Source organism: Winogradskya consettensis, from assembly GCF_018332715.1.
Lineage (GTDB): Bacteria > Actinomycetota > Actinomycetes > Mycobacteriales > Micromonosporaceae > Actinoplanes > Actinoplanes consettensis.
In genome coordinates this window covers 61,297-80,654 of the sequence record NZ_BOQP01000035.1, presented here as the reverse complement: position 1 = coordinate 80,654, position 19,358 = coordinate 61,297, and the positions used below count along the sequence as shown (strand labels likewise).

Sequence of the window (19,358 nt, the reverse complement as noted above, 5' to 3'; positions counted from 1 at the left end):
ATACAGCAGCCGTGTACTCGCAGGCCGCCCATACCCTCCAGGTCCCCGCGCTGTTCGAGCACCGCAGGCTGGCCGGCGGTGGCGATCTGCAACGGCCCGGACCTGTATGCGACCGCCAGGACGAATCCCGGCCTTGTCGTCGCGCTGATTGCGGAAGCCGAGCGGCGCTTCATGACCGAGATTCCGCTGACCGCCTCCGGGCCCTGGGATCCCGAGGCCCAGGAGGCGATGTGCGCAGGTCTGGCAGCAGCCGATGAACTCCTTACCGCCGCCTACCGCCAACGGATCAAGGACTAAGGGGCGCAGGGGCGCAGGTCACATGTTGCGCTGGGCGGCAGGATGCGACAACTTTATGCGGTGCTTTATGTCAAATTTGGGTAATCGTGTCTGACAGCAGAACATGTGTTTCCGGGCCGGACATGATTGGCCCGAGCTTGACACCTGACGCCGCAGGCGATTGCGGCATTGCGGGTTTCAACGCAATTTTGTGCCAGCGGCCAGGTTCTGCCGCACTCGTCACCCGCCGCGAACGGTTGAAAGACTCAGGGAACTAGGGCGAAGTAGGGCTCAGCTGCCTCCAGCCGCGGCACCGCTACGCCGAGCCGGCGGGCTTCTGCCAAGGTGTCGCGGCAGACCGCGCGCAGCTCCTCGGGGTTGGCGTGCGCCTCCATCACCCGGCGCATCGGTCCGAAGTGGCCGAACAGCCAGGCGAGTGCCGGTCCCGTGAGCCGGGCAGGCGCCCTGAACAGCAGTGCGTCGGGCCGATGCCGCCGCAGATCGACGCCGCGTGCTTCGACGAGCGGTAGCAGTTCGCGGGTGGCGAGCATCGCCTCGCGGACAGCGCCCGGCGATGCCGCGAGCTTGGCCAGCGAGCCGAGTTTCAGGCTCTGCGTGTGGAGGCCCGCGTTCTGGATGAAGTGGAGCATCAGCCAGCCACGGAAGTCGGCCTGCTCCTGGAAGCGGAAGCCGGCCCCGCGGAAGGCCGCACGCACGGCCCGCTCGCGCTCGGTCGGTGGTGAGCCGAGGGTGCCGAAGAAGACCATGGGCAGCAGGGAGCCGTGCAGCACGCCGTCGTCGCCGAAGCCGCCGCCGGCGCCGGGGAAGCCCCAGGCGACCTGGTCAGCGGGGAGGGCCTCGATCGCCGTCAGCGGTTCGACCCACAGGTTGTTGAAGACGAGCACCGTCGCCCTGCCCACGCGCGGGCCCAGGAAAGCCGCGGCCTCCGCGAAACCGTAGTGCTGCACGCTCACCACGATCAGATCGAAATCGTGTTCGGGTTCCAGTGTTTCGCGGTAGCGCACCGGCCATTTCTCGGTGACGGGCTGCCCCCAGAACCGGCGGCGGGCGTCGAGCAGGTCGAGGTCGATCGCGTCTCCGTAGGTCGCTGCGCGGCCCGGCCGGACGTAGAACTCGACCTCGTGGCCGGCGCGCTCCAGGGCCCAGCCGTACATCACGGTGATCACGCCTCGGCCGAACATCAGGATCTTCATGCCGCACCTCGTGGTCTACAATCGGAGATCGTCTCCATTTTCAAGATATGGAGATGACCTCCACTTGTCAACGTGAGGCCAGCATGACCACCGCGAGGCCAGCATGACCACCGCCAAGCCGCTCCGCGCCGACGCCCAGCGAAATCGCGACGCCCTGATCGCCAAGGCCCGCGAGGTTTTCGCCGCCGGCGACTTCGACCTGCGCTTCGACGACTTCGCCCAGCTGGCCGGCGTGGGCACGGGCACGCTCTACCGCCACTTTCCCACCCGCGAGGCGCTGGCCGAGGCGGTTTACCGCGAAGAACTCACCGCGATGTGCGACCGCACCCGCGACCTGCGGGCCACGCTGACCGCAGACGAGGCCTTGGCGGCGTTCCTGCGGGGTTTCGTGATCCACCTGCACACCCACAAGGGCCTGGCTCGCACGCTCGCCACGCTCATGGTCACGCGCTCGGGTGCGCTGGCTGAGGGCGGACAGGCGCTGGGCCAGGCCATCACCGACCTGCTGACCGCCGCCGTCGAGGACGGCTCCATCCGCGACGACGTGGGGATCGGGGCCGTAATGATGACCCTGCAGGGCATCTGTTCGGCCTTCGACCATCCGGGTTCCCAGGTCGACGCGGACGGCGCCGTCACTCTGCTGCTCGACGGCCTGCGCCGCCGCCCGGCGTGATTACCCGCTGACAGCCTGGGCCAGGGAGACGGCGAAGAGACCCTGGGGGTCCGTCCAGAAGTGGCGGAGGGTGAAGCTGGCTGCGGCGAGTTCGGTTTCGAGGCCGGGACGGCGGAACTTCGCGGAGATCTCGGTGCGCAGGTCCTCGCCCGCGGCGAAGTCGACCGTGAGGTCCAGGTCGTTGATGCGGACCTGCTGGGCCGTGGTGGCGCGCAGGCGCATCTCGATCCACTCCTTCTCCGCGTTCCAGAGGGCGACGTGGTCGAAGGCGTCCAGGTCGAAGTCGGCGTCGAGGCGGGCGTTGACCACGCGCAGGACGTTCTTGTTGAACTCGGCGGTGACGCCGGCCGCGTCGTCGTACGCGGGGACGATGATGGCCGGGTCCTTGACCAGGTCGGTGCCGAGCAGGAGCCACTCGCCCTCGCCGAGGACCGCGCGCAGACCGGTCAGGAAGGCGGCTCGTTCGGCGGGGATCAGGTTGCCGATCGTGCCGCCGAGGAACGCCACGAGACGGTTGTCGCCGTCCGGGATGTGGCGCAGGTCGTCGGTCATGTCGCCGACCACGCCGTGCACCGACAGGGTCGGGTAGTCGGTGGTCAGGCCCGCGACTGCTTCCGCCAACGCCGTACGCGAGACGTCAAGCGGAACGAACGCACCCAGCGTGCCCCGGGACAGCAGGGCGTCGAGCAGGAGCCGGGTCTTCTCCGAGGAGCCCGAGCCCAGCTCCACCAGGGTCTTGGCCTCGGTGATCGCGGCGATCCCGGCGGCCCGTTCGGCGAGGATCGTGCGCTCGGAGCGGGTCGGGTAGTACTCGGGGAGGCGGGTGATGTCCTCGAAGAGCTCGCTGCCCCGTGCGTCGTAGAACCACTTGGGGGGCAGCCACTTCGGTGTGGCGCTCAGGCCGAGTTGAACGTCGGCGCGCAGCTGGCGGTCGATGTCCTGCTCGTCGAGGTGGATCTCGAGCATGATCAGGCTCTCCCTAGCGGGGTGCGGGTGACTTCGGACGGGGTTGCGACGAGCAGATGCCGATCCGGCACGGGCTCCCAGCCCGGCTCGTCGTCGAGCGGCTCGGAGCTGACGAGGACGGAGCCCGCCCTCCTACCAAAGCTGAGGGAATGGCCGACCGTAGTCGCCACGATCTGCGAGCCGTCGGTCAGCAACAGGTTGAGCCGGGACTCCGGAGCGGCGGCCTCGACCTGCGCCACCACCTCCGTAGCCGCGGCGGCCAGGGAGACCCCGGCCCGCAGGCGGTCCCGGACCAGCGCCCAGAGCACGGCGCTGTCCGTCGGGGCGTCCAGCGTCATCAAATCCGTGGTCGGCAGCCGGCTCGCGAGCCCGGCGATGCTCCCGGGCCAGCCCCGCACCACGCCGTTATGGCTGAACAGCCAGTTCCCCTCCTGGAAGGGTGCGCAGGCGGTCTCGACCACGGGCATACCCTCGGTCGCGGACCGTACGGCGGCAAGCACCACCCCGCTCACGGTTGTCGCCGCGAGCCGGGGCAGTGCCGTGTCCGACCACATCGGCATCGCACTGCGGAACCGGGTGGTTCCCCATGCCACACCGAAACCGTCGGCGTTGATCGTGCCGCCGCCGCGCATGTCGCGCGGTGCCCAGGATTGGCGCACCAGGGCGTTCGGCGGATCGAACAACAGCTCCGAAAGCTTGATCGGGGTGCCGAGATAAGCCAGATGCCTACACATCGGCCGCATCACGGGCGCACCGGAAACCGCTGAAGATCTGCCGGCGGATCGGGTGGTCCCAGTTGCGGAACGTGCCCCGCACGGCTGCCGCGTCGGTGCCGAACGAGCCGCCCCGCAGGATCTTGTAGTCGCCGCCAAAGAAGACCTGCGAATACTCCTCGTACGGGAACATGCTGAACCCCGGATAGCCGTAGAAGTCGGAGTCGACCCACTCCCAGACGTCACCGATCAGCTGGTGCACACCGAGCGGTGAGGCCCCGTCCGGGTACGCCCCGACGGGTGCCGGGGCGAGGTGCCGCTGACCCAGGTTGGCGTGTCGCGTCTCCGGTGGCTCGTCCCCCCACGGGTAGCGGCGCGAGCGTCCGGTGGCCGGGTCGAACCGGGCAGCCTTCTCCCATTCCGGCTCGGTCGGGAGGCGTTTGCCCGCCCAGGTCGCGTACGCCTGGGCCTCGAAGAAACAGACGTGCACCACCGGCTCGTCGTCGATGATCCGCTGCGTGCGACCGAATTGGGTGTACGCCCACCCGTCGCCGTCACGCTGCCAGTGCTGAGGCGCGGTGAGGCCCGCCTCCTGGCGATGGGCCCAGCCCCGCTCGCTCCACCAGCGGGGCTCGTCGTATCCGCCCGCGGCGATGAACTGTGCGTACTCCCCGTTGGTCGTCGGGGCGGCGTCGATGTAGAACGCGTCGACGTGCACGGCGTGGGCGGGGCGCTCGTTGTCCAGCGCCCAGGGCTCGGTGTCCGTACCCATGGTGAAGGAACCGGCCGGAACCAGGACCTCACCGGTGATCTTGTTGATGGCCCGCGGGGGCGCGGGCGCTTCGAGAACGGGCGCGCCGAGCCGCAGCTGGTGGGTCGCGAGCATCGTCTCATCGTGTTGCTGCTCGTGCTGCACGATCATCCCGAACGCGAATCCGTCCGCGGCGAGCCGGCTTCCGTCCAGCCGGACCCGGTCGAGCACGTCCATGGCCTTGTCCCGGACCTGCCCCACGTATTTGCGTGCTTCCTGCGGGCTGAGCAGCGGCAACGCTGTCCGGTCACGGCGTGAGTGCTTGAAGGCGTCGTAGAGCTCGTCGATGTCGCGGCGCACCGGTTCCCGCCCGCCGACGTCACGGACGAGCCAGAGCTCCTCCTGGTTGCCCACGTGGGCGAGGTCCCAGACGAGCGGGGACATGATCGGCGAGTGCTGGCGTACGAGATCGGCGTCATCGACCGCCTCGGTGAGCAGGACGGTCCGCCGGCGCGCCCGCTCCAGCTCGGCGGCGACCTTGTTCTTGTCGGTCATCGGTGCAGGTCCTTCCGTGGGGAACCGACGCCGTGCAGGCGGCGATCCACGATGTCGGCGACCGTGTCCTGCAGCTCCCGGGACAGCCCGGTGCTGTCCAGACGACGGCAGGCGAGATCGGCGAGATCAAAAGCAGCGGCAGCCACCGCGGGGTCGGTCAGCCCGTCGCGAGCCGCCTCCACCCAGCGGCCCTCCGCGGGCGCGGCCAGGTCACGAGCGGCGTCCGTGACGGCATCGTCGGCGAACAACGCACAGAGCACCGCGGCGGGCGCGATCCACTCCAGCCCGGGTTGCGTGTCCAGATAGCGGACCTCCAGATACCCACGCGGGCGTACCGGCGGGAACAGGGTGGTCAGGTGATAGTCCAGGTCGTCGATCGTGGGCCGGCTGCTGCCGAGGGCACCGTTGATCCAGTCGGCGAACGTGACGCCCGCGGGTGCCTCCCAGCGACCGCTGTCCCTGCGTACGCAGAGAAGTGGTGCTTCGAGCGCATAACGCGGCCAGTCGTCCCTGCCCCCCACCGGACCGCTCCGACGAGGATCGATGCCGTACCACGCGGCCATCCGCCCGCTTGCCCAGCCGGTGTCCCGGCCGGCATGCACCCGGGACGTGGCAAAAGCGGCAACGAGCGCGGGCCCCACGGCGTGCACGGTGTCCCAGCGCGCGCCGACCTGGCTTTCCGTGCCCGCGTCCAGGCAGACCTGGAAGCCCGCGGTGCTGCCCATCATCGTGCGCCCGGCCTCGTCGAAGGCGTGCTCCATCGCCGCGTATCGAGGGGTGTCGAGGATTCGCTGTGGCGCGCGGTGCGGGTCGATACCGCGTTCACCGAGGGAGAGCCCGCCGCGGGCCAGCAACTCGACCAGATACTGCTGATCGTTGCCGACCACGTCGTACAGCGTGGCGAAGTCGTGGGCCGTCGCCGAGGAGATCTCGATCTGGCCGCCGGGCTCGAGGGTTACCGTGCCGCCGCCCGGGAGCGGCACAGGATCGGCATTGCCGAGCGTCGTGGGTGCGTGCGGCCCGAGCGCCCGCCGAAGATCGGAGAGCCGCAACGGCGCCGCGGGTTGGTCGCTGTAGTGGGTGGTCCATTCCAGTTCAACACCGACCCGCGATGGCGGCCCGGTCTTGAAACAGATCCCCGAGACGTGCTCCAGAGCGTCGGTTGTACGCCGCAGCACCGTCTCGTTACTTGAAGTAGTCATCACCCTCCTAGCGGTAGTGACCCCTTCGCGACGATACACACATGTTTCGATAGCCCGCATTACGAGCGCGGCTTCAGATTCGTAAGAACCGTCACGTCGGCGCACCTGGCTGACCAGGTGCGCCGACGGACAGTCAGAAAGTCACGACGGAGCGCGCGCCCTCTCCCCGGGACATCCGCTCGAACGCCGCGGGGACTTCGGCCAGGGTGATCCGGTCCGTGACCAGATGGTCCAGCTTCAGTGCCCCGGACAGCACATCCTGAGCCAGCTGCGGCACCTCGAGGTCCGGGTCGGAAGAGCCATAGACCGAGGCCCGCAACGTACGCGCGGAGCTGAAGATCTCCAGCGCGCTCAGCTGAACCATGTCATCGCCGCGGCCCATGCCGACGACCGTGACCTGACCCCCGCGCCGCGTAGCCCGCCACGCTGCCCGAATTGTCGCCGAACGCCCCACACACTCGAACGAATGGTCAGCGCCACGCCCACCGGTCAGCACGCGCACGTCCTTGGACAGCGTGTCGCCCGAGACGATGAAGTCCGTGGCACCCGCGGCCTCAGCCAGCGCCTTCTTAGCGGCGGACACGTCGACCGCGATCACCGACGAGGCTCCCGCAGCCCGCGCGGCCGCGACCACGGACAGTCCGACGCCGCCGAGCCCGATGACCAGCACCGAGTCCCCGGACCTGACACCGGCCGTGTTGCGCACGGCTCCCGTGCCGGTGAGAACCGCGCACCCCAGCAGCGCCGCGCTCTCCCAGGCGAGCGAGGACGGCACCTCGATCACCGCGTGAGCAGGCACCACGACCTCCTCCGCGAACGCACCCAGCCCCAGCGCGACCTGCAGCGGAGTCCCGTCGAGCGTGCTGCCGTTCTCCAGAGCGGCGATGTTCGCGGTGGCGCACAGCCACGGCTCGCCGTTCTCGCAGAACCAGCAGGTGCGACACGGCGGCGACCAGTTCAGCGCGACGTGCGAGCCCACCGGGACCCGGTTGACGTCGGGGCCGATCTCGACGACCTCGCCGGCGGCCTCATGCCCCAGGACCAGCGGGTACGGCGGGTTCAGGGTCCCGTTGACCATGGACAGGTCGGAGTGGCAGACGCCGGCCGCGCGGATGCGTACCCGGATCTGGCCCGGCCCCACCTCGGGCAGCCGGATGTCCTCGACCGAGGGTGCCAGGCCCGCGGCGCGTACGACCAGGGCCTTCATCGCTGGATCGCCTTGGTCTGCTGGAACTCGGCGAGGCCGTGGACACCCAGCTCGCGGCCGATGCCGGACTGTTTGTAGCCACCGAACGGGGCCACCGGGTTGAAGGACGCGCCGTTCACGTCGACCGCTCCGGTGCGCAGGCGGCGGGCCACGGCGAGGGCGCGGTCGGGCGTACCCCAGACTCCGCCGGCCAGGCCGTAGCGGGAGTTGTTCGCGATGCGTACGGCGTCCTCGTCGTCGTCGAACGGAATGATCGACAGGACCGGGCCGAAGATCTCCTCCTGCGCGAGCTCGCTGCCGGGGTCGACGTCGGCGAAGACCGTGGGTGCCACAAAATAACCCTTGCGCGGTACGCCGGAATCGCCCGCGACCATTCGGGCGCTCGCCCGCGAGATGAAGCCCTGAACCCGTTCGCGCTGCGCGGCCGAGACCAGCGGGCCCATCCGCGTGCCGGCGTCGAACGGGTCGCCCGTGGTGTAACCGGCGGCGGCGTCGGCTGCCAGCGAAACGGCGGAGTCGTAGAGGTCGCGGTGCACGAGCATGCGCGTCCACGCCGTACACGTCTGCCCGGAGTTGAGGAAAGCGTTGCCCACGCCCACCTTCACCGCCTTCGTGAGGTCGGCGTCCGCGAGGATGATGTTGGCGGATTTGCCGCCGAGCTCGAGCGAGACGCGGGCGATCCGGTCCGCCGCCGCGTGCGAGACGGCCCGGCCGGTCGCCGTGGAACCGGTGAAGGAGACCATGTCGACGCCCGGGTGCCCGGCGATCGCCGCGCCGACCTCAGCGCCGGTGCCGGTGACCAGGTTGAGCACCCCGTCGGGCAGGCCGGCCTCGTCCGCCGCGTCGAGGAGCAGGTAGGCAACGAGCGGCGTCAGCTCGCTCGGCTTCAGGACGACCGTGCAGCCCGCGGCGAGTGCGGCGGCCACCTTGGCGACGACCTGGTGCAGCGGGTAGTTCCAGGGCGTGATCGCGCCGACCACGCCGACCGGTTCCCGCGCGATGAGCGAGTGGCCGATCGTCTCCTCGGCGGCCGGATTCGCGGCCAGGTCGGCGTACCCACGAAGAACGGCGAGAGGAAGTCCTGCCTGGACCGCCTTCGCGACCTTGAGCGGCGTGCCGAGCTCGAGCCCGACGGTCCGGGCGATCTCGTCGGCGCGCGAGGCGAGTGCCTCGTGCAGCTTGCCGAGGATCGCGCCGCGCTCGGCCATCGGGGTGCGTGACCAGTCGTCGAAGGCGGCGGTCGCGGCGGTCACGGCGCGCTCCACGTCCTCGGCGTTACCGGCCGGCACGTGGGCGATGATCTCCTCGGTGGCGGGGTTCTCCACCGCGATGGTGGCCCCCGAGTTCGCGGAGACCCATCGGCCGCCGAGGTAAAGGCTGTCCCGGTTCATCGCAGCACTCCGTCCTTCATGGCTGTCAGCCCTGTGATCACGGTTTCCAGACCGAGCGCGAAGGCCCCCTCGTCCACGCTGCGGCGATGCTCGGCGAGCAGGTGGGCGTCGCGCAGGTGGGGGTAGCGCTCGGCGTACAACTGCGGGTCCTCGTCGAAGCCCAGGGCGAACGAGCCCAGGGCCGAGCCGGTGACCAGGTAACGCATCAGCGCGCCGATGTGGGTCGCCCGGGCGGGCGGCCAGCCGGCGGCGATGAGGCCGCCGTAGACGGTGTCGGCCATGGCCAGCGCGGCCGGGCGGCGCCCGGGACCCTGGGCGAGCACCGGCACGACGTTCGGGTGCGCGGAGAGCACCGCGTGGTACGAGTGTGCCCAGAGCCGAAGCGCGTCCTGCCACTCGTGGGTGGCGAAGAAGGACACGTCGACCTGGGCGACGACCGCGTCGGCCACCGCGTCGAGGATGTCGGCCTTGGTGGGGAAGTGGTTGTAGAGCGACGGGCCGGCCACACCCAGCTCGGTGGCGAGTCGGCGGACCGAGACGGCCTCCAGCCCTTCAGCGTCGACCAGCTTGCTCGCCACGTCGACAATGCGATCGCGGGAGAGCAGGGTGTGTCTCGGACGGGCCACCGTTTTAACACTCCTGAAACTCTTTACTCCGGAAAACTTACACCGCTAGTTTTAGCACGTGGACTTTTCACTCAGCGACGAAGAGCGGGCTGTCCGTGACACAGCTCGCCAGTTCATCACCCGCGAAGTCATGCCGCTCGAGCAGGAGGCGCTGCGCCGCGAGCGCAACCACCAGCCTGGCCTGGAGCTGAGCGAGCTGCGCGAACTGCAGCAGAAGGCGAAGAAGTTCGGCTTCTGGGGGCTGTCGACCCCGGAGGAATACGGCGGGATGAACCTGCCGGCGGTCATGCAGTCGCTGATCGTGACCGAGGTCGGCCGGACCTTCATCCAGTTCAAGTTCGGTGGCGACGCCGACAACATCCTGTACTACGCCAACGACGCGCAGAAGCAGGAATACCTGATCCCCACGATCGAGGGCGAGCGGATCTCCTGCTTCGCCATCACCGAGCCCGGCGCCGGGTCGGACGCGGCGAACATCAAGCTCAGCGCCCGCCAGGACGGCGACGACTGGGTGCTCAACGGCGAGAAGACGTTCATCACCAACGGCAACGACGCGGACTTCGTCATCGTCGTCGCGGTAACCGACCGGGAGAAGGGCGTGCGCGGCGGCGGCACCACGGCGTTCCTGGTCGACCGGGACATGGGCTGGCGTTCCGAGTTCATCCAGACCATGGGCGAAGGCGGCCCCGCCTCGTTGATCTTCGAGGACGTGCGGGTTCCGGCCCGCAACATTCTCGGCGAGATCGGGCAGGGCTTCGAGTTGGGCATGAAGTGGATCGGCAAGGGCCGCTACCTGATCCCGTCGCAGGCGCTCGGCATCGCCGAGCGGGCGCTGGGCATGGCGGTCGATTACGCGAACACCCGTGAGACGTTCGGCCGCAAGATCGGCGACAACCAGGCCATCCAGTGGATGATCGCGGACTCCGAGGTCGAGATCGAGGCGGCCCGCTGGCTGATCCTGCGCGCGGCCTGGACCGTCGACCAGGGCTGGGACATGCGGCACTCGTCCTCGATGGCCAAGCTCTTCGGCGCCCAGATGGTCAACAACGTGGTCGACCGGGTCATGCAGGTGCACGGCGGCATGGGCTACACCCGTGAGCTGCCGATCGAGCGCTGGTACCGCCAGGTCCGCCTGATGCGCATCTACGAAGGCACCGACGAGATGCAGCGACTCATCATTTCTCGCGACCTGCTGCGCGGGTACACCAAGATCGGAGGGCACTTAGCGTGACGATGTTGTCGTTGGCGGCTGTACTGGCCGAGGGTGCACGGAAGTATCCGGACAAGGTGGCGGTGGTCGACGGGCCGTTGCGCACCACGTATCGCGAGCTCTGGCAGCAGTCCCTGGCGTACGCCGCCGGCCTGCGCGAGCTCGGCATCGGCCCCGGCGACACCGTGGCGGTGCTCATCCCCAACCTCACCGACTTCCCCCGGGTCTACTACGCGGCCCTCGCGGTCGGCGCCCGCGTCGTGCCGGTGCACCTGCTGCTCACGGCCGAGGAGATGGCGTACGTCCTGCGCGACAGCGGCACCGACCTACTGGTGACGCACTCCAGTCAGCTGCAGACGGCCTCGACCGCCGCGCACAAGGCCGGCACCAAGCTGGCGAGCGTCGGCCCACTGCCCCCGGACCTGCCCGGGGCGCCGCAGCGGCTGGAGGACGCCGCCGCCGCGGTGCAGGCGTTGCCGACGTATGTGTCCCGCGAGGCCGAGGACATCGCGGTCGTCTTCTACACCAGCGGCACGACCGGGGAGCCGAAGGGCGCGCTGCTCACCCATCTCAACCTGGTCATGAACGCGACAGTGAACGTCTTCGACGCCAACGAGGTGCGCACCGACGACGTGGTGATGGGCTGTCTGCCACTGTTCCACACGTTCGGCCAGACCGTCGGCATGAACGGCACCTTCCGGTTCGGCGGGACGCTCGTGCTGCTCGCGCGGTTCACCGGGGAGGCCGCCGTCGACCTGATGGTGCGCGAGAACGTGACCGTCTTCCATGGCGTTCCGACGATGTACATCGCCCTGCTGGAGGCTGCCGCGAAGGCGGACAAGCTCCCGGCGCTGCGACTCTGCGTTTCGGGCGGTGCGTCACTGCCCGTGGCGGTCCTGGAGAAGTTCGGCGAGACGTTCAACGCGAAGATCTACGAGGGGTACGGCCTGTCGGAGACCTCGCCGACCGCCACCACCAACCAGCCGGCGTTCGGCACGCGACCCGGCACGATCGGCCACGCGATCTGGGGCGTCGAGGTGGAGATCGCCCGGCCGGAGCTCGAGGACCGGATCGAACTGCTGCCCACCGGCGCGCTCGGCGAGATCGTGATCCGCGGTCACAACGTCTTCGCCGGGTATCTGAACCGTCCCGAGGACACCGCGGAGGCGGTCGTCGACGGCTGGTTCCGCAGCGGTGACCTGGGCACCAAGGACGCCGAGGGCTTCATCACCATCGTCGACCGCAAGAAGGATCTGATCATCCGCGGCGGATTCAACGTCTACCCGCGCGAGGTCGAGGAGGCGCTGGCGCGACACCCCAGCGTGGTCCAGGTCGCGGTGATCGGCGTCGCCGACCCGGTGCACGGCGAGGAGATCATGGCGGTCATCGTGCCTGACCAGGGCGAGAACACCGCTCTCACCGCCGACGAGCTGATCGAGTGGGCCAAGGAGCGGCTCGGCAAGCACAAGTACCCGCGCAAGGTCCGCTTCGTCGAGCAGCTCCCGATGGGCCCGAGCTTCAAGGTCCTGAAGCGGGAGCTACGCCGGACGATCGGCGGCCAGTAGCGCCGGCAGCTCGGCCACGATCGGGCGGTCGGCGGGCAGCCACGGCACGCTGTCCAGCTCGTCCGCCGCCAGCCAGCGCATGGCTGTGTGCTCCAGGGCGCGCGGCTCGTCGCCGTCCAGCAGCGTCACCTCGAAGACGCGCAGGACGGCGCGGCCGTGCGCCAGCGGCACGTCCGGGCCCACCCTGGCCCCCACCTTCACCCGCACGCCCAGCTCCTCCGCGCACTCGCGGGCCAGCGCGACGGCGTCGCTCTCACCGGGCTCGACCTTGCCGCCCGGGAACTCCCACTTGCCTGCCGCCTCGGGCGGAGCTGAGCGCTCGCATGCCAGTACACGTCCGTCAGTGACGATCACCGCAGCCACAATTACTCTCGGTAGTTGGCGGCCGCCGGCAGGCTGTCCAAGGGGCATGAGCCAAGAGCGTGCCACAAAAGTTAACCGAACAGGTTGAACGATGCGTCCCGATCGTCACGCAAACACGGATATGTGGGCGTGGACATAGTTGACGACGAAGACAAGACTGAGAGCACCGACCATGACGACACGGCGACAGTTTGGCCACAAGCCTGCAACGACGCCAGGGAGGTGCGGTTCATGCGGAGCAGGAAATCACGGGGTGTCCGCTCCGATTACTTGAGCGACGCGCTCGCGGTGCTCGGCGGCTGGACGCAGGACGGCGTTCAGCTCAAACGCGAGCTCCCGTGCGACGACAGTCAGCACGCCGATCTGACGGAGAGAATAAAGGTAGCGGCGGACACGCTGCGCCTGCGGCCCCGGATCAACCGGACCGCCGGTCACACCCAGATCCTGCTGGGGCAACCCGACGGCGATGCGATCACCGACGGTGAGGTCACGCTCGCGGCCCGCATTGAGGACGCGTATCGCACCGTGGTGGGCCGGCAGTAGCGGTGGCTCAGTAATCTTGGTGGCCATGACGGCACCCGTGTACGACAGCAAGGGCCAGTTCGAGCAGATCGAGTCCGGTCTGCTCGAGGGCGAGCAGATCATCGCCGTGTACGACGCGGTCGGCGTCGGCACCGGCTTCCTCGGCCTCACCACCCGCCGGGTGATCATCCAGGACAAGTCCTTCGCCGGGAAGCGCTTCGCGATCACGAGCATCCCCTACTCGAAGATCAGCTCGGTGAGCGTGGTCAGCAACAAGAGCTTCGTCGGCCAGTACTTCTCCACCGGCACCATCGCGATCACGGTCGGCCAGCACACCTACGAGGTCGAGTTCCGCGGCTCGGAGAAGACCCACCACGCCCACAACGTGATCCTGCACTACGCATCCTGACCCATGAGGTGCGTCACCCCCACCGGGTGGCGCACCTTTTTGCTTCATAGACGAAAGTTGATGCTCTTCCGGCGAAAGCGCCCCTTCCGTTACTAGCGTCACACGCCTGTAACAAAGAGGAAGGGATCCCCGCCCATGCTCTCTTTTCCCGCGGCTGCCCTGCTGACCGCCGCCCTGCTCGTTGTTCCACACCACGCTCCCGACGCCGATCCCGCCGACTACCAGCAGGTCACCCTGGCCCGTGGAGTCGATGAGGTCGGCGAGCCGATGGCGATCGCGGTTCTCCCCGACCGCTCGGTGCTGCACACGGCACGTAACGGCGCGCTGCGGCGTACCGATGCGAACGGCACCACCACCCTCGTCGCCACCATCCCTGTCTACCAGCACGACGAGGAGGGTCTGCAGGGTGTCGGCGTCGATCCCGGGTTCGCCACGAACCGGCAGATCTACCTGTACTACGCCCCGCCGCTGACCACCCCCGGCGGCGACGCACCGGCCACCGGCAGCGACTGGTCGGCGTGGCAGGGCGTCAACCGGCTCTCCCGGTACGCGTTGAACCCCGACTTCACGCTGGACGCCGCGAGCAAGGTGGACGTGCTCGACGTACCCGCCGATCGGGGTCTGTGCTGCCACGTCGGCGGCGACATCGACTTCGACGCGGCCGGCAACCTCTATCTGTCCACCGGCGACGACTCCAACCCGTTCGACTCGGCCGGCTACGCACCGATCGACGAGCGGGCGGACCGCAATCCCGCGTACGACGCCCAGCGCAGCGCCGGCAACACCAACGACCTGCGGGGCAAGGTGCTGCGGATCAAGGTCGGGGCGGACGGGTCGTACACGATCCCCGACGGCAACCTGTTCGCCGAGGGCACCGCGAAGACCCGTCCCGAGATCTACGCGATGGGCTTCCGTAACCCGTTCCGGATGAGCGTCGACAAGGCGACCGGCGTCGTCTACCTGGGCGACTACGGGCCGGACGCGGGTGCGACGGATCCCGCGCGGGGCCCCGGCGGGCAGGTCGAGTTCAACCGGATCACGAGCGCCGGCAACTACGGCTGGCCGTACTGCACCGGCGCGAACACGAACTCGGAGACGTACAACGAATGGGACTTCGCCACCGGCACCAGCGGCGCGAAGTACGACTGCGCGGGCGGCCCCGCCAACAACTCGTTCCGTAACACCGGCCTGGCGACACTGCCCGCGGCCCGTCCGGCCTGGATCAAGTACGGCGGCGACAGCGGCACCCCACCCGAGTTCGGCGGCGGTTCCGAGTCACCGATGGGCGGTCCGGTCTACCACTTCGACCCGGCTCTCGACTCCCCCACGAAGTTCCCGCAGTCCTTCGACGGCCACTTCTTCGCCGCCGAGTTCGGCCGCGGCTGGATCAAGCCGATCGACGTCGCCGCGGACGGCTCGCCCGGCGAGATCTCGGCCTTCCCCTGGGTGGGCAAGCAGGTCATGGACATGGCCTTCGGCCCCGAGGGCTCGCTCTACGTCCTCGATTACGGCACCGGCTACTTCAACGGCGACGCGAACTCGGCGCTCTACCGCTTCGACTACCTGGCCGGCTCCAACCGGGCACCGACCGCGGCAGCGGCGGCGAACGTCACCAACGGCCAGGCCCCGCTGACCGTCGCCTTCTCCTCGGCCGGCTCGTCCGACCCCGAGGGCAGCCCGCTGACCTATTCCTGGGACTTCGGCGACGGCACCACTTCCACCGAAGCCAACCCTGCAAAGACCTACACAGCGGAGGGTACGCACACAGCCGCGCTCACCGTGACCGACGCCGAGGGTCTGACGGGCACGTCGAGCGTGACGATCACGGTCGGCAACACCGCGCCGACGGTCACCGTCAACGCCCCGGCGAACGGCGCACTCTTCTCCTACGGCGACACCGTCCCGTTCGACATCACCATCACCGACCCCGAGGACGACGCGGTCGACTGCACCAAGGTGACGATGACCTACGTGCTCGGCCACGACAGCCACGGCCACCAGATCACGTCGCAGAACGGGTGCACCGGCGAGATCACGATCCCGGTCGACGGCGAGCACGACTCGGCGGCCAACATCTTCGCGATCTTCGACGCGCAGTACACCGACTCCGGCGGCCTGACCACACACACCCAGCACACCCTGCAGCCCCGGCACCGCCAGGCCGAGCACTACAAGGCCGCCTCGGGTGTCGACCCGATCAGCAAGACCCAGGCCGAGGGTGGCAGGACGGTCGGCAATGTGGACAACGGGGACTGGATCTCGTTCGAGCCGTACCGGCTGGACACGGCCACGTCGTTCACCGCCCGGGTCTCCTCCGGTAGGGCCGGTGGCACGCTGCAGTTCCGCACCGGCTCGCCGACGGGCGCGATCATCGGCTCGGTGACGGTCCCGGTGACCGGCAGCTGGGAGACGTTCATCGACGTGACCGGCGCGATCAGTGGTGCGCCGGCGAGCACCGGGCCGCTCTACCTGACGTTCGCCGGGGGCAGCGGCGCCCTGTTCGACGTGGACTCGTTCACGCTCAACAGTGCCTCTCCGGCGTCGTCCGGCGTCCTCGTCTTTTCCAAGACGGCCGGCTTCCGGCACGACTCCATCGCGGCGGGTGTCCAGGCCATCAAGGAGCTCGGCTTCGAGGTGACCGCGACCGAGGACGCGGCAGCCTTCACGACGGCGAACCTCGCGAACTACGACGCCGTGGTCTTCCTCAACACCACCGGGGACGTGCTGAACGCCGAGCAGCAGACCGCGTTCGAGAGCTATGTCCGGGGCGGGGGTGGCTATGTGGGCGTACACGCGGCTGCCGACACCGAATACGACTGGCCGTTCTACGGTGACCTGGTCGGCGCCTGGTTCGACTCGCACCCGGCGATCCAGCCGGCCGACGTGGTCGTCGAGGACCGTGCGCACGCGGCTACCGCGCACCTGCCGCAGCGCTGGAACCGGACCGACGAGTGGTACAACTACCGCACCAACCCCCGGTCGACGGCGCACGTCCTCGCCTCGCTGGACGAGGGCACGTACACCGGCGGTGGCATGGGTGCCGACCATCCGCACGCCTGGTGCAAGACGCTCGGCGACGGCCGGTCCTTCTACACCGGCGGCGGGCACACCATCGAGTCGTACGCCGACCCGGCCTTCCGCACCCACCTGCTCGGCGGCATCCGCTACGCAGCCGGGCAGACCAACGCCGACTGCCGCCCCGAAACCGGCTACACCGCGCTCTACAACGGCACGACAACCGGCTGGTCGCAGGCGGGCCCGGGCGGCTTCACCAACACCGACGCGACCCTCAGCTCGACCGGCGGCCTCGGCCTCTACTGGTACGAGACGAAGGAATTCACGGACTACTCGCTCAAGCTGGACTGGAAGCTCGCCGGTGACGACAACTCCGGCGTCTTCGTGGGCTTCCCTGCCTCGGACGACCCGTGGTCCGCGGTGAACAACGGTTACGAGGTGCAGATCGACGCCACCGACGCCGACGACCGCACCACCGGCTCGGTCTACACGTTCAAGGCCGCCGACCTGGCCGCCCGCGACGCCGCGCTGAACCCGCCCGGTGAATGGAACACCTACGAGCTGCGCGTGGAAGGCGAGCACCTGCAGGTGTTCCTCAACGGCGCCAAGATCAACGACTTCACCAACACCGACCCGGCCCGCTCGCTCGCCGGCCACATCGGCCTGCAGAACCACGGCGACGGCGACAACGCCTCGTTCCGCAACGTGCGGATCAAGGAGCTCGGCGGTGGTGTCCCACCGGCCGCCGGCACCGGGCCGCTCGCCGGCCTCGCGGGCAAATGCCTAGACGTGGCCGGCGGGGCCACCGCCGACGGTACGAAGATCCAGCTCTACACGTGCAACGGCAGCGCGGCGCAGCAGTGGACCTTCACCCCGGGCAGCACGATCAAGGCCCTGGGCAAGTGCCTGGATGTCGCCGGCGGCGCGACCGCCAACGGCACCAAGGTGCAGCTCCACACCTGCAACGGCACCGCTGCCCAGAACTGGACCGCGGCGACCGACGGCAGCATCCGCAACCCGCAGTCCGGGCGCTGCCTGGACGTGAGCGAGAACAACCCCGCCAACGGCCAGCAGATCCACATCTGGGACTGCCTGGGCGCCGCCAACCAGCGATGGGAGCAGCGTATCTAGTACTTGAGGACGCGGGTGGGCAGCGGAGTCTCGGTCACTGAGCCGTCCGCTGCCCGCTTCAGCTCGTATGCCAAGGGGCCTTCCTTGTCCGCGACCGCCTCGGCCATCCGGGTGCCGCGGAAGACCAGGCCGGCGCCGTCGTCGGTCGCATAACCGTCGGGCAGCGTGCCGTCGGAGATGAACTCGTGCATCTTCGGGCGGCGCTGATCCTCGCTGTCGTAGTGCACGCCGTTGCTGTACGGCAGCCAGCCCAGCCCTTCGGTGAACGCGCGCAGGTCACGGCCGTAGCTGTCCGTGCTGCCGCCGGTGTGCCAGCAGATCGAGCCGGCCGAGACGCCGCCGAGCACGACCCCCGCCTGCCACGCCTCGTGCAGGATCTCGTCGAGGCCGTGCACCCGCCACACCGCGACGAGGTTCGCGACGCTGCCACCGTTGACCCAGATGACGTCCTGGTCGAGCAGGTGAGCGCGGATGTCGTCGTGATTCGGCATCGGGAAGAGCTGCAGATGCGACGCGCGGTAACCGGTGCGGGCGAACGCCGCATACGTCGCGCCGATCCAATCGGCGGGATCACCGAGCGCCTGGTGCAGGAAACAGAACTTGGCGGTGTCACCCGCCCCGGAGAGCTCGGCCGCGAAATGGTGGATCGCACCGGGTCGCATGTCGAAGGCTCCGTGCCTGCCGCGCTCGAAGCCGGCGCTGGTGGCGAGGATCGTGGGTTCCGCAGCAGTCATCGCGTCATCATGGCGCACGCGTCGGCCGTCTCCAGCACGAGGTCTGCGGCGGTGGCCAGCGCGGCGCTCAGATGCACCGGGTCCCCGTCGACACCGGCGAACAGCCCGTCGACCCGCTCCCTGAACTGCTCGGGGGCACCGGGCAGCGCCGCCGCCGACGCCACCGCGCCCTTCTCGTTGATCAACCAGCGCCCGGCTGCGCCGTGCAACGCGTGGACGCAGACACCGACGACCCGAAATAGACACCCGGCGATATAGGCGGAATCGCCGCGCGGTGCGGCCTTACCCGCCACACCGACCAGGAAGTCGGCCTCCCACAGGCCCTCCACGAGGGCCTCGCGCAGCGCGGGCGGATAGACCCGGGCACGTTCCCGCAGGTGGGCCAGCTCACCCGAGGGATCAGCCAGGATCCGGGCGAGGGCGATTTCCCCCGCGTACGCAAAATCGGCCACTCCCAGCGGATGTCCCACCTGAGCGTGGAACGCGTAGTGACCCCGTTCCGCCCGCGCCCAGCAGCCGGCGACCCGGTCGAGATCACGGTAGATCCAGTCCACCGCGCCGCCGTCGACGGTCAACCAGCCCCCGCCGTCGACCCACGGCCCCCACTCGCCCGGCGCGGTGACCCTTGCCGCCGGGCCACCCACCTCGCGCGCGAGGTGATTCAGCGCCTCGACGTCGACCGGCCCGCGGTAGTACAGGCCGAGATCGGTGTCGGAGTCCGCGGTGTGCGTGCCCCGGGCCCGGCTGCCACCCAGCACCACCCCGGCCACCCCCGGCACCGCCACCAGCCGTTCGGCGAGCCCGGCCAGCCGCACATCACTGATCATCACGCCAT

Annotated in this window: 18 protein-coding genes; 7 read left to right on the top strand and 11 right to left on the bottom strand. The window is 69.2% G+C overall.

Going from position 1 to position 19,358, the window contains the following annotated elements; all coding sequences use genetic code 11:
* Nucleotides 1-78: 78 nt before the first annotated feature.
* Nucleotides 79-297 (top strand): hypothetical protein, encoded by a 219-nt coding sequence (locus Aco04nite_RS30590; RefSeq protein WP_213000703.1) that lies wholly within the window; start codon nt 79-81, stop codon nt 295-297.
* 245 nt (nt 298-542) lie between these two features.
* On the opposite strand, the gene Aco04nite_RS30585 is transcribed toward Aco04nite_RS30590, so the two are convergent.
* A complete protein-coding gene (locus Aco04nite_RS30585) occupies nt 543-1,490 on the bottom strand; it encodes a ketopantoate reductase family protein (protein ID WP_213000702.1) in 948 nt (315 codons plus the stop codon).
* A 103-nt stretch (nt 1,491-1,593) separates the two neighbouring features.
* Between Aco04nite_RS30585 and Aco04nite_RS30580 the strand changes: the two genes are divergently transcribed.
* Nucleotides 1,594-2,163, top strand: a complete 570-nt coding sequence (locus Aco04nite_RS30580) for a TetR/AcrR family transcriptional regulator (RefSeq protein WP_213000701.1) — start codon at nt 1,594-1,596, stop codon at nt 2,161-2,163.
* On the opposite strand, the gene egtD is transcribed toward Aco04nite_RS30580, so the two are convergent.
* The 7 genes from egtD to Aco04nite_RS30545 all read right to left on the bottom strand — a co-directional run bounded on the left by egtD (nt 2,164) and on the right by Aco04nite_RS30545 (nt 9,574).
* Entirely contained in the window at nt 2,164-3,129 is a 966-nt protein-coding gene (egtD, locus tag Aco04nite_RS30575; protein ID WP_213000700.1) for an L-histidine N(alpha)-methyltransferase, read from the bottom strand.
* 2 nt (nt 3,130-3,131) lie between these two features.
* Nucleotides 3,132-3,863, bottom strand: a complete 732-nt coding sequence (gene egtC / locus Aco04nite_RS30570; RefSeq protein ID WP_213000699.1) for an ergothioneine biosynthesis protein EgtC — start codon at nt 3,861-3,863, stop codon at nt 3,132-3,134.
* Nucleotides 3,856-5,148: an ergothioneine biosynthesis protein EgtB gene (gene egtB / locus Aco04nite_RS30565; RefSeq protein WP_213000698.1), complete on the bottom strand. Its 1,293-nt coding sequence runs from the start codon at nt 5,146-5,148 to the stop codon at nt 3,856-3,858. The genes egtC and egtB overlap by 8 nt, the downstream gene beginning before the upstream one ends.
* A complete protein-coding gene (gene egtA, locus Aco04nite_RS30560) occupies nt 5,145-6,350 on the bottom strand; it encodes an ergothioneine biosynthesis glutamate--cysteine ligase EgtA (protein ID WP_213000697.1) in 1,206 nt (401 codons plus the stop codon). The genes egtB and egtA overlap by 4 nt, the downstream gene beginning before the upstream one ends.
* 133 nt (nt 6,351-6,483) lie before the next feature.
* Nucleotides 6,484-7,557: an alcohol dehydrogenase catalytic domain-containing protein gene (locus tag Aco04nite_RS30555; RefSeq protein ID WP_213000696.1), complete on the bottom strand. Its 1,074-nt coding sequence runs from the start codon at nt 7,555-7,557 to the stop codon at nt 6,484-6,486.
* Nucleotides 7,554-8,948, bottom strand: a complete 1,395-nt coding sequence (locus Aco04nite_RS30550) for an aldehyde dehydrogenase family protein (RefSeq protein ID WP_213000695.1) — start codon at nt 8,946-8,948, stop codon at nt 7,554-7,556. The genes Aco04nite_RS30555 and Aco04nite_RS30550 overlap by 4 nt, the downstream gene beginning before the upstream one ends.
* Complete coding sequence (locus tag Aco04nite_RS30545; RefSeq protein WP_213000694.1) at nt 8,945-9,574, bottom strand: TetR/AcrR family transcriptional regulator; 630 nt, start codon at nt 9,572-9,574, stop codon at nt 8,945-8,947. The genes Aco04nite_RS30550 and Aco04nite_RS30545 overlap by 4 nt, the downstream gene beginning before the upstream one ends.
* Before the next feature lie 58 nt (nt 9,575-9,632).
* Between Aco04nite_RS30545 and Aco04nite_RS30540 the strand changes: the two genes are divergently transcribed.
* Both Aco04nite_RS30540 and Aco04nite_RS30535 read left to right on the top strand, forming a co-directional pair.
* Nucleotides 9,633-10,805 (top strand): acyl-CoA dehydrogenase family protein, encoded by a 1,173-nt coding sequence (locus Aco04nite_RS30540; RefSeq protein WP_213000693.1) that lies wholly within the window; start codon nt 9,633-9,635, stop codon nt 10,803-10,805.
* 2 nt (nt 10,806-10,807) lie between these two features.
* Nucleotides 10,808-12,349 carry a long-chain-fatty-acid--CoA ligase gene (locus tag Aco04nite_RS30535; RefSeq protein ID WP_244876422.1) on the top strand — a complete coding sequence of 514 codons (1,542 nt, stop codon included), beginning with the start codon at nt 10,808-10,810 and terminating at the stop codon, nt 12,347-12,349.
* Here the strand turns inward: Aco04nite_RS30535 and Aco04nite_RS30530 are convergent.
* Entirely contained in the window at nt 12,323-12,760 is a 438-nt protein-coding gene (locus tag Aco04nite_RS30530) for a (deoxy)nucleoside triphosphate pyrophosphohydrolase (RefSeq protein WP_213000691.1), read from the bottom strand. The two genes, Aco04nite_RS30535 and Aco04nite_RS30530, sit on opposite strands and share 27 nt — an antisense overlap.
* 183 nt (nt 12,761-12,943) lie before the next feature.
* Between Aco04nite_RS30530 and Aco04nite_RS30525 the strand changes: the two genes are divergently transcribed.
* The 3 genes from Aco04nite_RS30525 (at nt 12,944) to Aco04nite_RS30515 (ending at nt 17,789) form a co-directional block, all read left to right on the top strand.
* On the top strand, nt 12,944-13,255 hold the full coding sequence (locus Aco04nite_RS30525; protein ID WP_213000809.1) for a pterin dehydratase: 312 nt from the start codon (nt 12,944-12,946) through the stop codon (nt 13,253-13,255).
* Nucleotides 13,256-13,280: 25 nt separating this feature from the next.
* A complete protein-coding gene (locus Aco04nite_RS30520) occupies nt 13,281-13,643 on the top strand; it encodes a PH domain-containing protein (protein WP_203838392.1) in 363 nt (120 codons plus the stop codon).
* A gap of 135 nt (nt 13,644-13,778) precedes the next feature.
* Nucleotides 13,779-17,789, top strand: coding sequence for a ThuA domain-containing protein (locus tag Aco04nite_RS30515; protein ID WP_213000690.1), 4,011 nt, complete (start codon nt 13,779-13,781; stop codon nt 17,787-17,789).
* On the opposite strand, the gene Aco04nite_RS30510 is transcribed toward Aco04nite_RS30515, so the two are convergent.
* Together Aco04nite_RS30510 and Aco04nite_RS30505 are read right to left on the bottom strand one after the other, a co-directional pair.
* On the bottom strand, nt 17,786-18,523 hold the full coding sequence (locus Aco04nite_RS30510) for a Type 1 glutamine amidotransferase-like domain-containing protein (protein WP_213000689.1): 738 nt from the start codon (nt 18,521-18,523) through the stop codon (nt 17,786-17,788). The genes Aco04nite_RS30515 and Aco04nite_RS30510 overlap by 4 nt on opposite strands.
* Nucleotides 18,520-19,350 (bottom strand): nucleotidyltransferase domain-containing protein, encoded by an 831-nt coding sequence (locus tag Aco04nite_RS30505; protein ID WP_213000688.1) that lies wholly within the window; start codon nt 19,348-19,350, stop codon nt 18,520-18,522. Before Aco04nite_RS30505 ends, Aco04nite_RS30510 begins: the two co-directional genes overlap by 4 nt.
* Between the last annotated feature and the right edge of the window lie 8 nt (nt 19,351-19,358).

Excerpts from the sequence above, each read along its gene's own strand:
- egtB (WP_213000698.1), bottom strand. The coding sequence starts at position 5,148 with ATGACCGACAAGAACAAGGTCGCCGCCGAGCTGGAGCGGGCGCGCCGG.
- egtC (WP_213000699.1), bottom strand. The coding sequence starts at position 3,863 with ATGTGTAGGCATCTGGCTTATCTCGGCACCCCGATCAAGCTTTCGGAG.
- egtD (WP_213000700.1), bottom strand. The coding sequence starts at position 3,129 with ATGCTCGAGATCCACCTCGACGAGCAGGACATCGACCGCCAGCTGCGC.
- Aco04nite_RS30510 (WP_213000689.1), bottom strand. The coding sequence starts at position 18,523 with ATGACTGCTGCGGAACCCACGATCCTCGCCACCAGCGCCGGCTTCGAG.
- Aco04nite_RS30580 (WP_213000701.1), top strand. The coding sequence starts at position 1,594 with ATGACCACCGCCAAGCCGCTCCGCGCCGACGCCCAGCGAAATCGCGAC.
- Aco04nite_RS30535 (WP_244876422.1), top strand. The coding sequence starts at position 10,808 with ATGTTGTCGTTGGCGGCTGTACTGGCCGAGGGTGCACGGAAGTATCCG.
- Aco04nite_RS30555 (WP_213000696.1), bottom strand. The coding sequence starts at position 7,557 with ATGAAGGCCCTGGTCGTACGCGCCGCGGGCCTGGCACCCTCGGTCGAG.
- Aco04nite_RS30515 (WP_213000690.1), top strand. The coding sequence starts at position 13,779 with ATGCTCTCTTTTCCCGCGGCTGCCCTGCTGACCGCCGCCCTGCTCGTT.
- egtA (WP_213000697.1), bottom strand. The coding sequence starts at position 6,350 with ATGACTACTTCAAGTAACGAGACGGTGCTGCGGCGTACAACCGACGCT.
- Aco04nite_RS30525 (WP_213000809.1), top strand. The coding sequence starts at position 12,944 with ATGCGGAGCAGGAAATCACGGGGTGTCCGCTCCGATTACTTGAGCGAC.
- Aco04nite_RS30530 (WP_213000691.1), bottom strand. The coding sequence starts at position 12,760 with ATGCCCCTTGGACAGCCTGCCGGCGGCCGCCAACTACCGAGAGTAATT.
- Aco04nite_RS30550 (WP_213000695.1), bottom strand. The coding sequence starts at position 8,948 with ATGAACCGGGACAGCCTTTACCTCGGCGGCCGATGGGTCTCCGCGAAC.
- Aco04nite_RS30505 (WP_213000688.1), bottom strand. The coding sequence starts at position 19,350 with ATGATCAGTGATGTGCGGCTGGCCGGGCTCGCCGAACGGCTGGTGGCG.
- Aco04nite_RS30585 (WP_213000702.1), bottom strand. The coding sequence starts at position 1,490 with ATGAAGATCCTGATGTTCGGCCGAGGCGTGATCACCGTGATGTACGGC.
- Aco04nite_RS30520 (WP_203838392.1), top strand. The coding sequence starts at position 13,281 with ATGACGGCACCCGTGTACGACAGCAAGGGCCAGTTCGAGCAGATCGAG.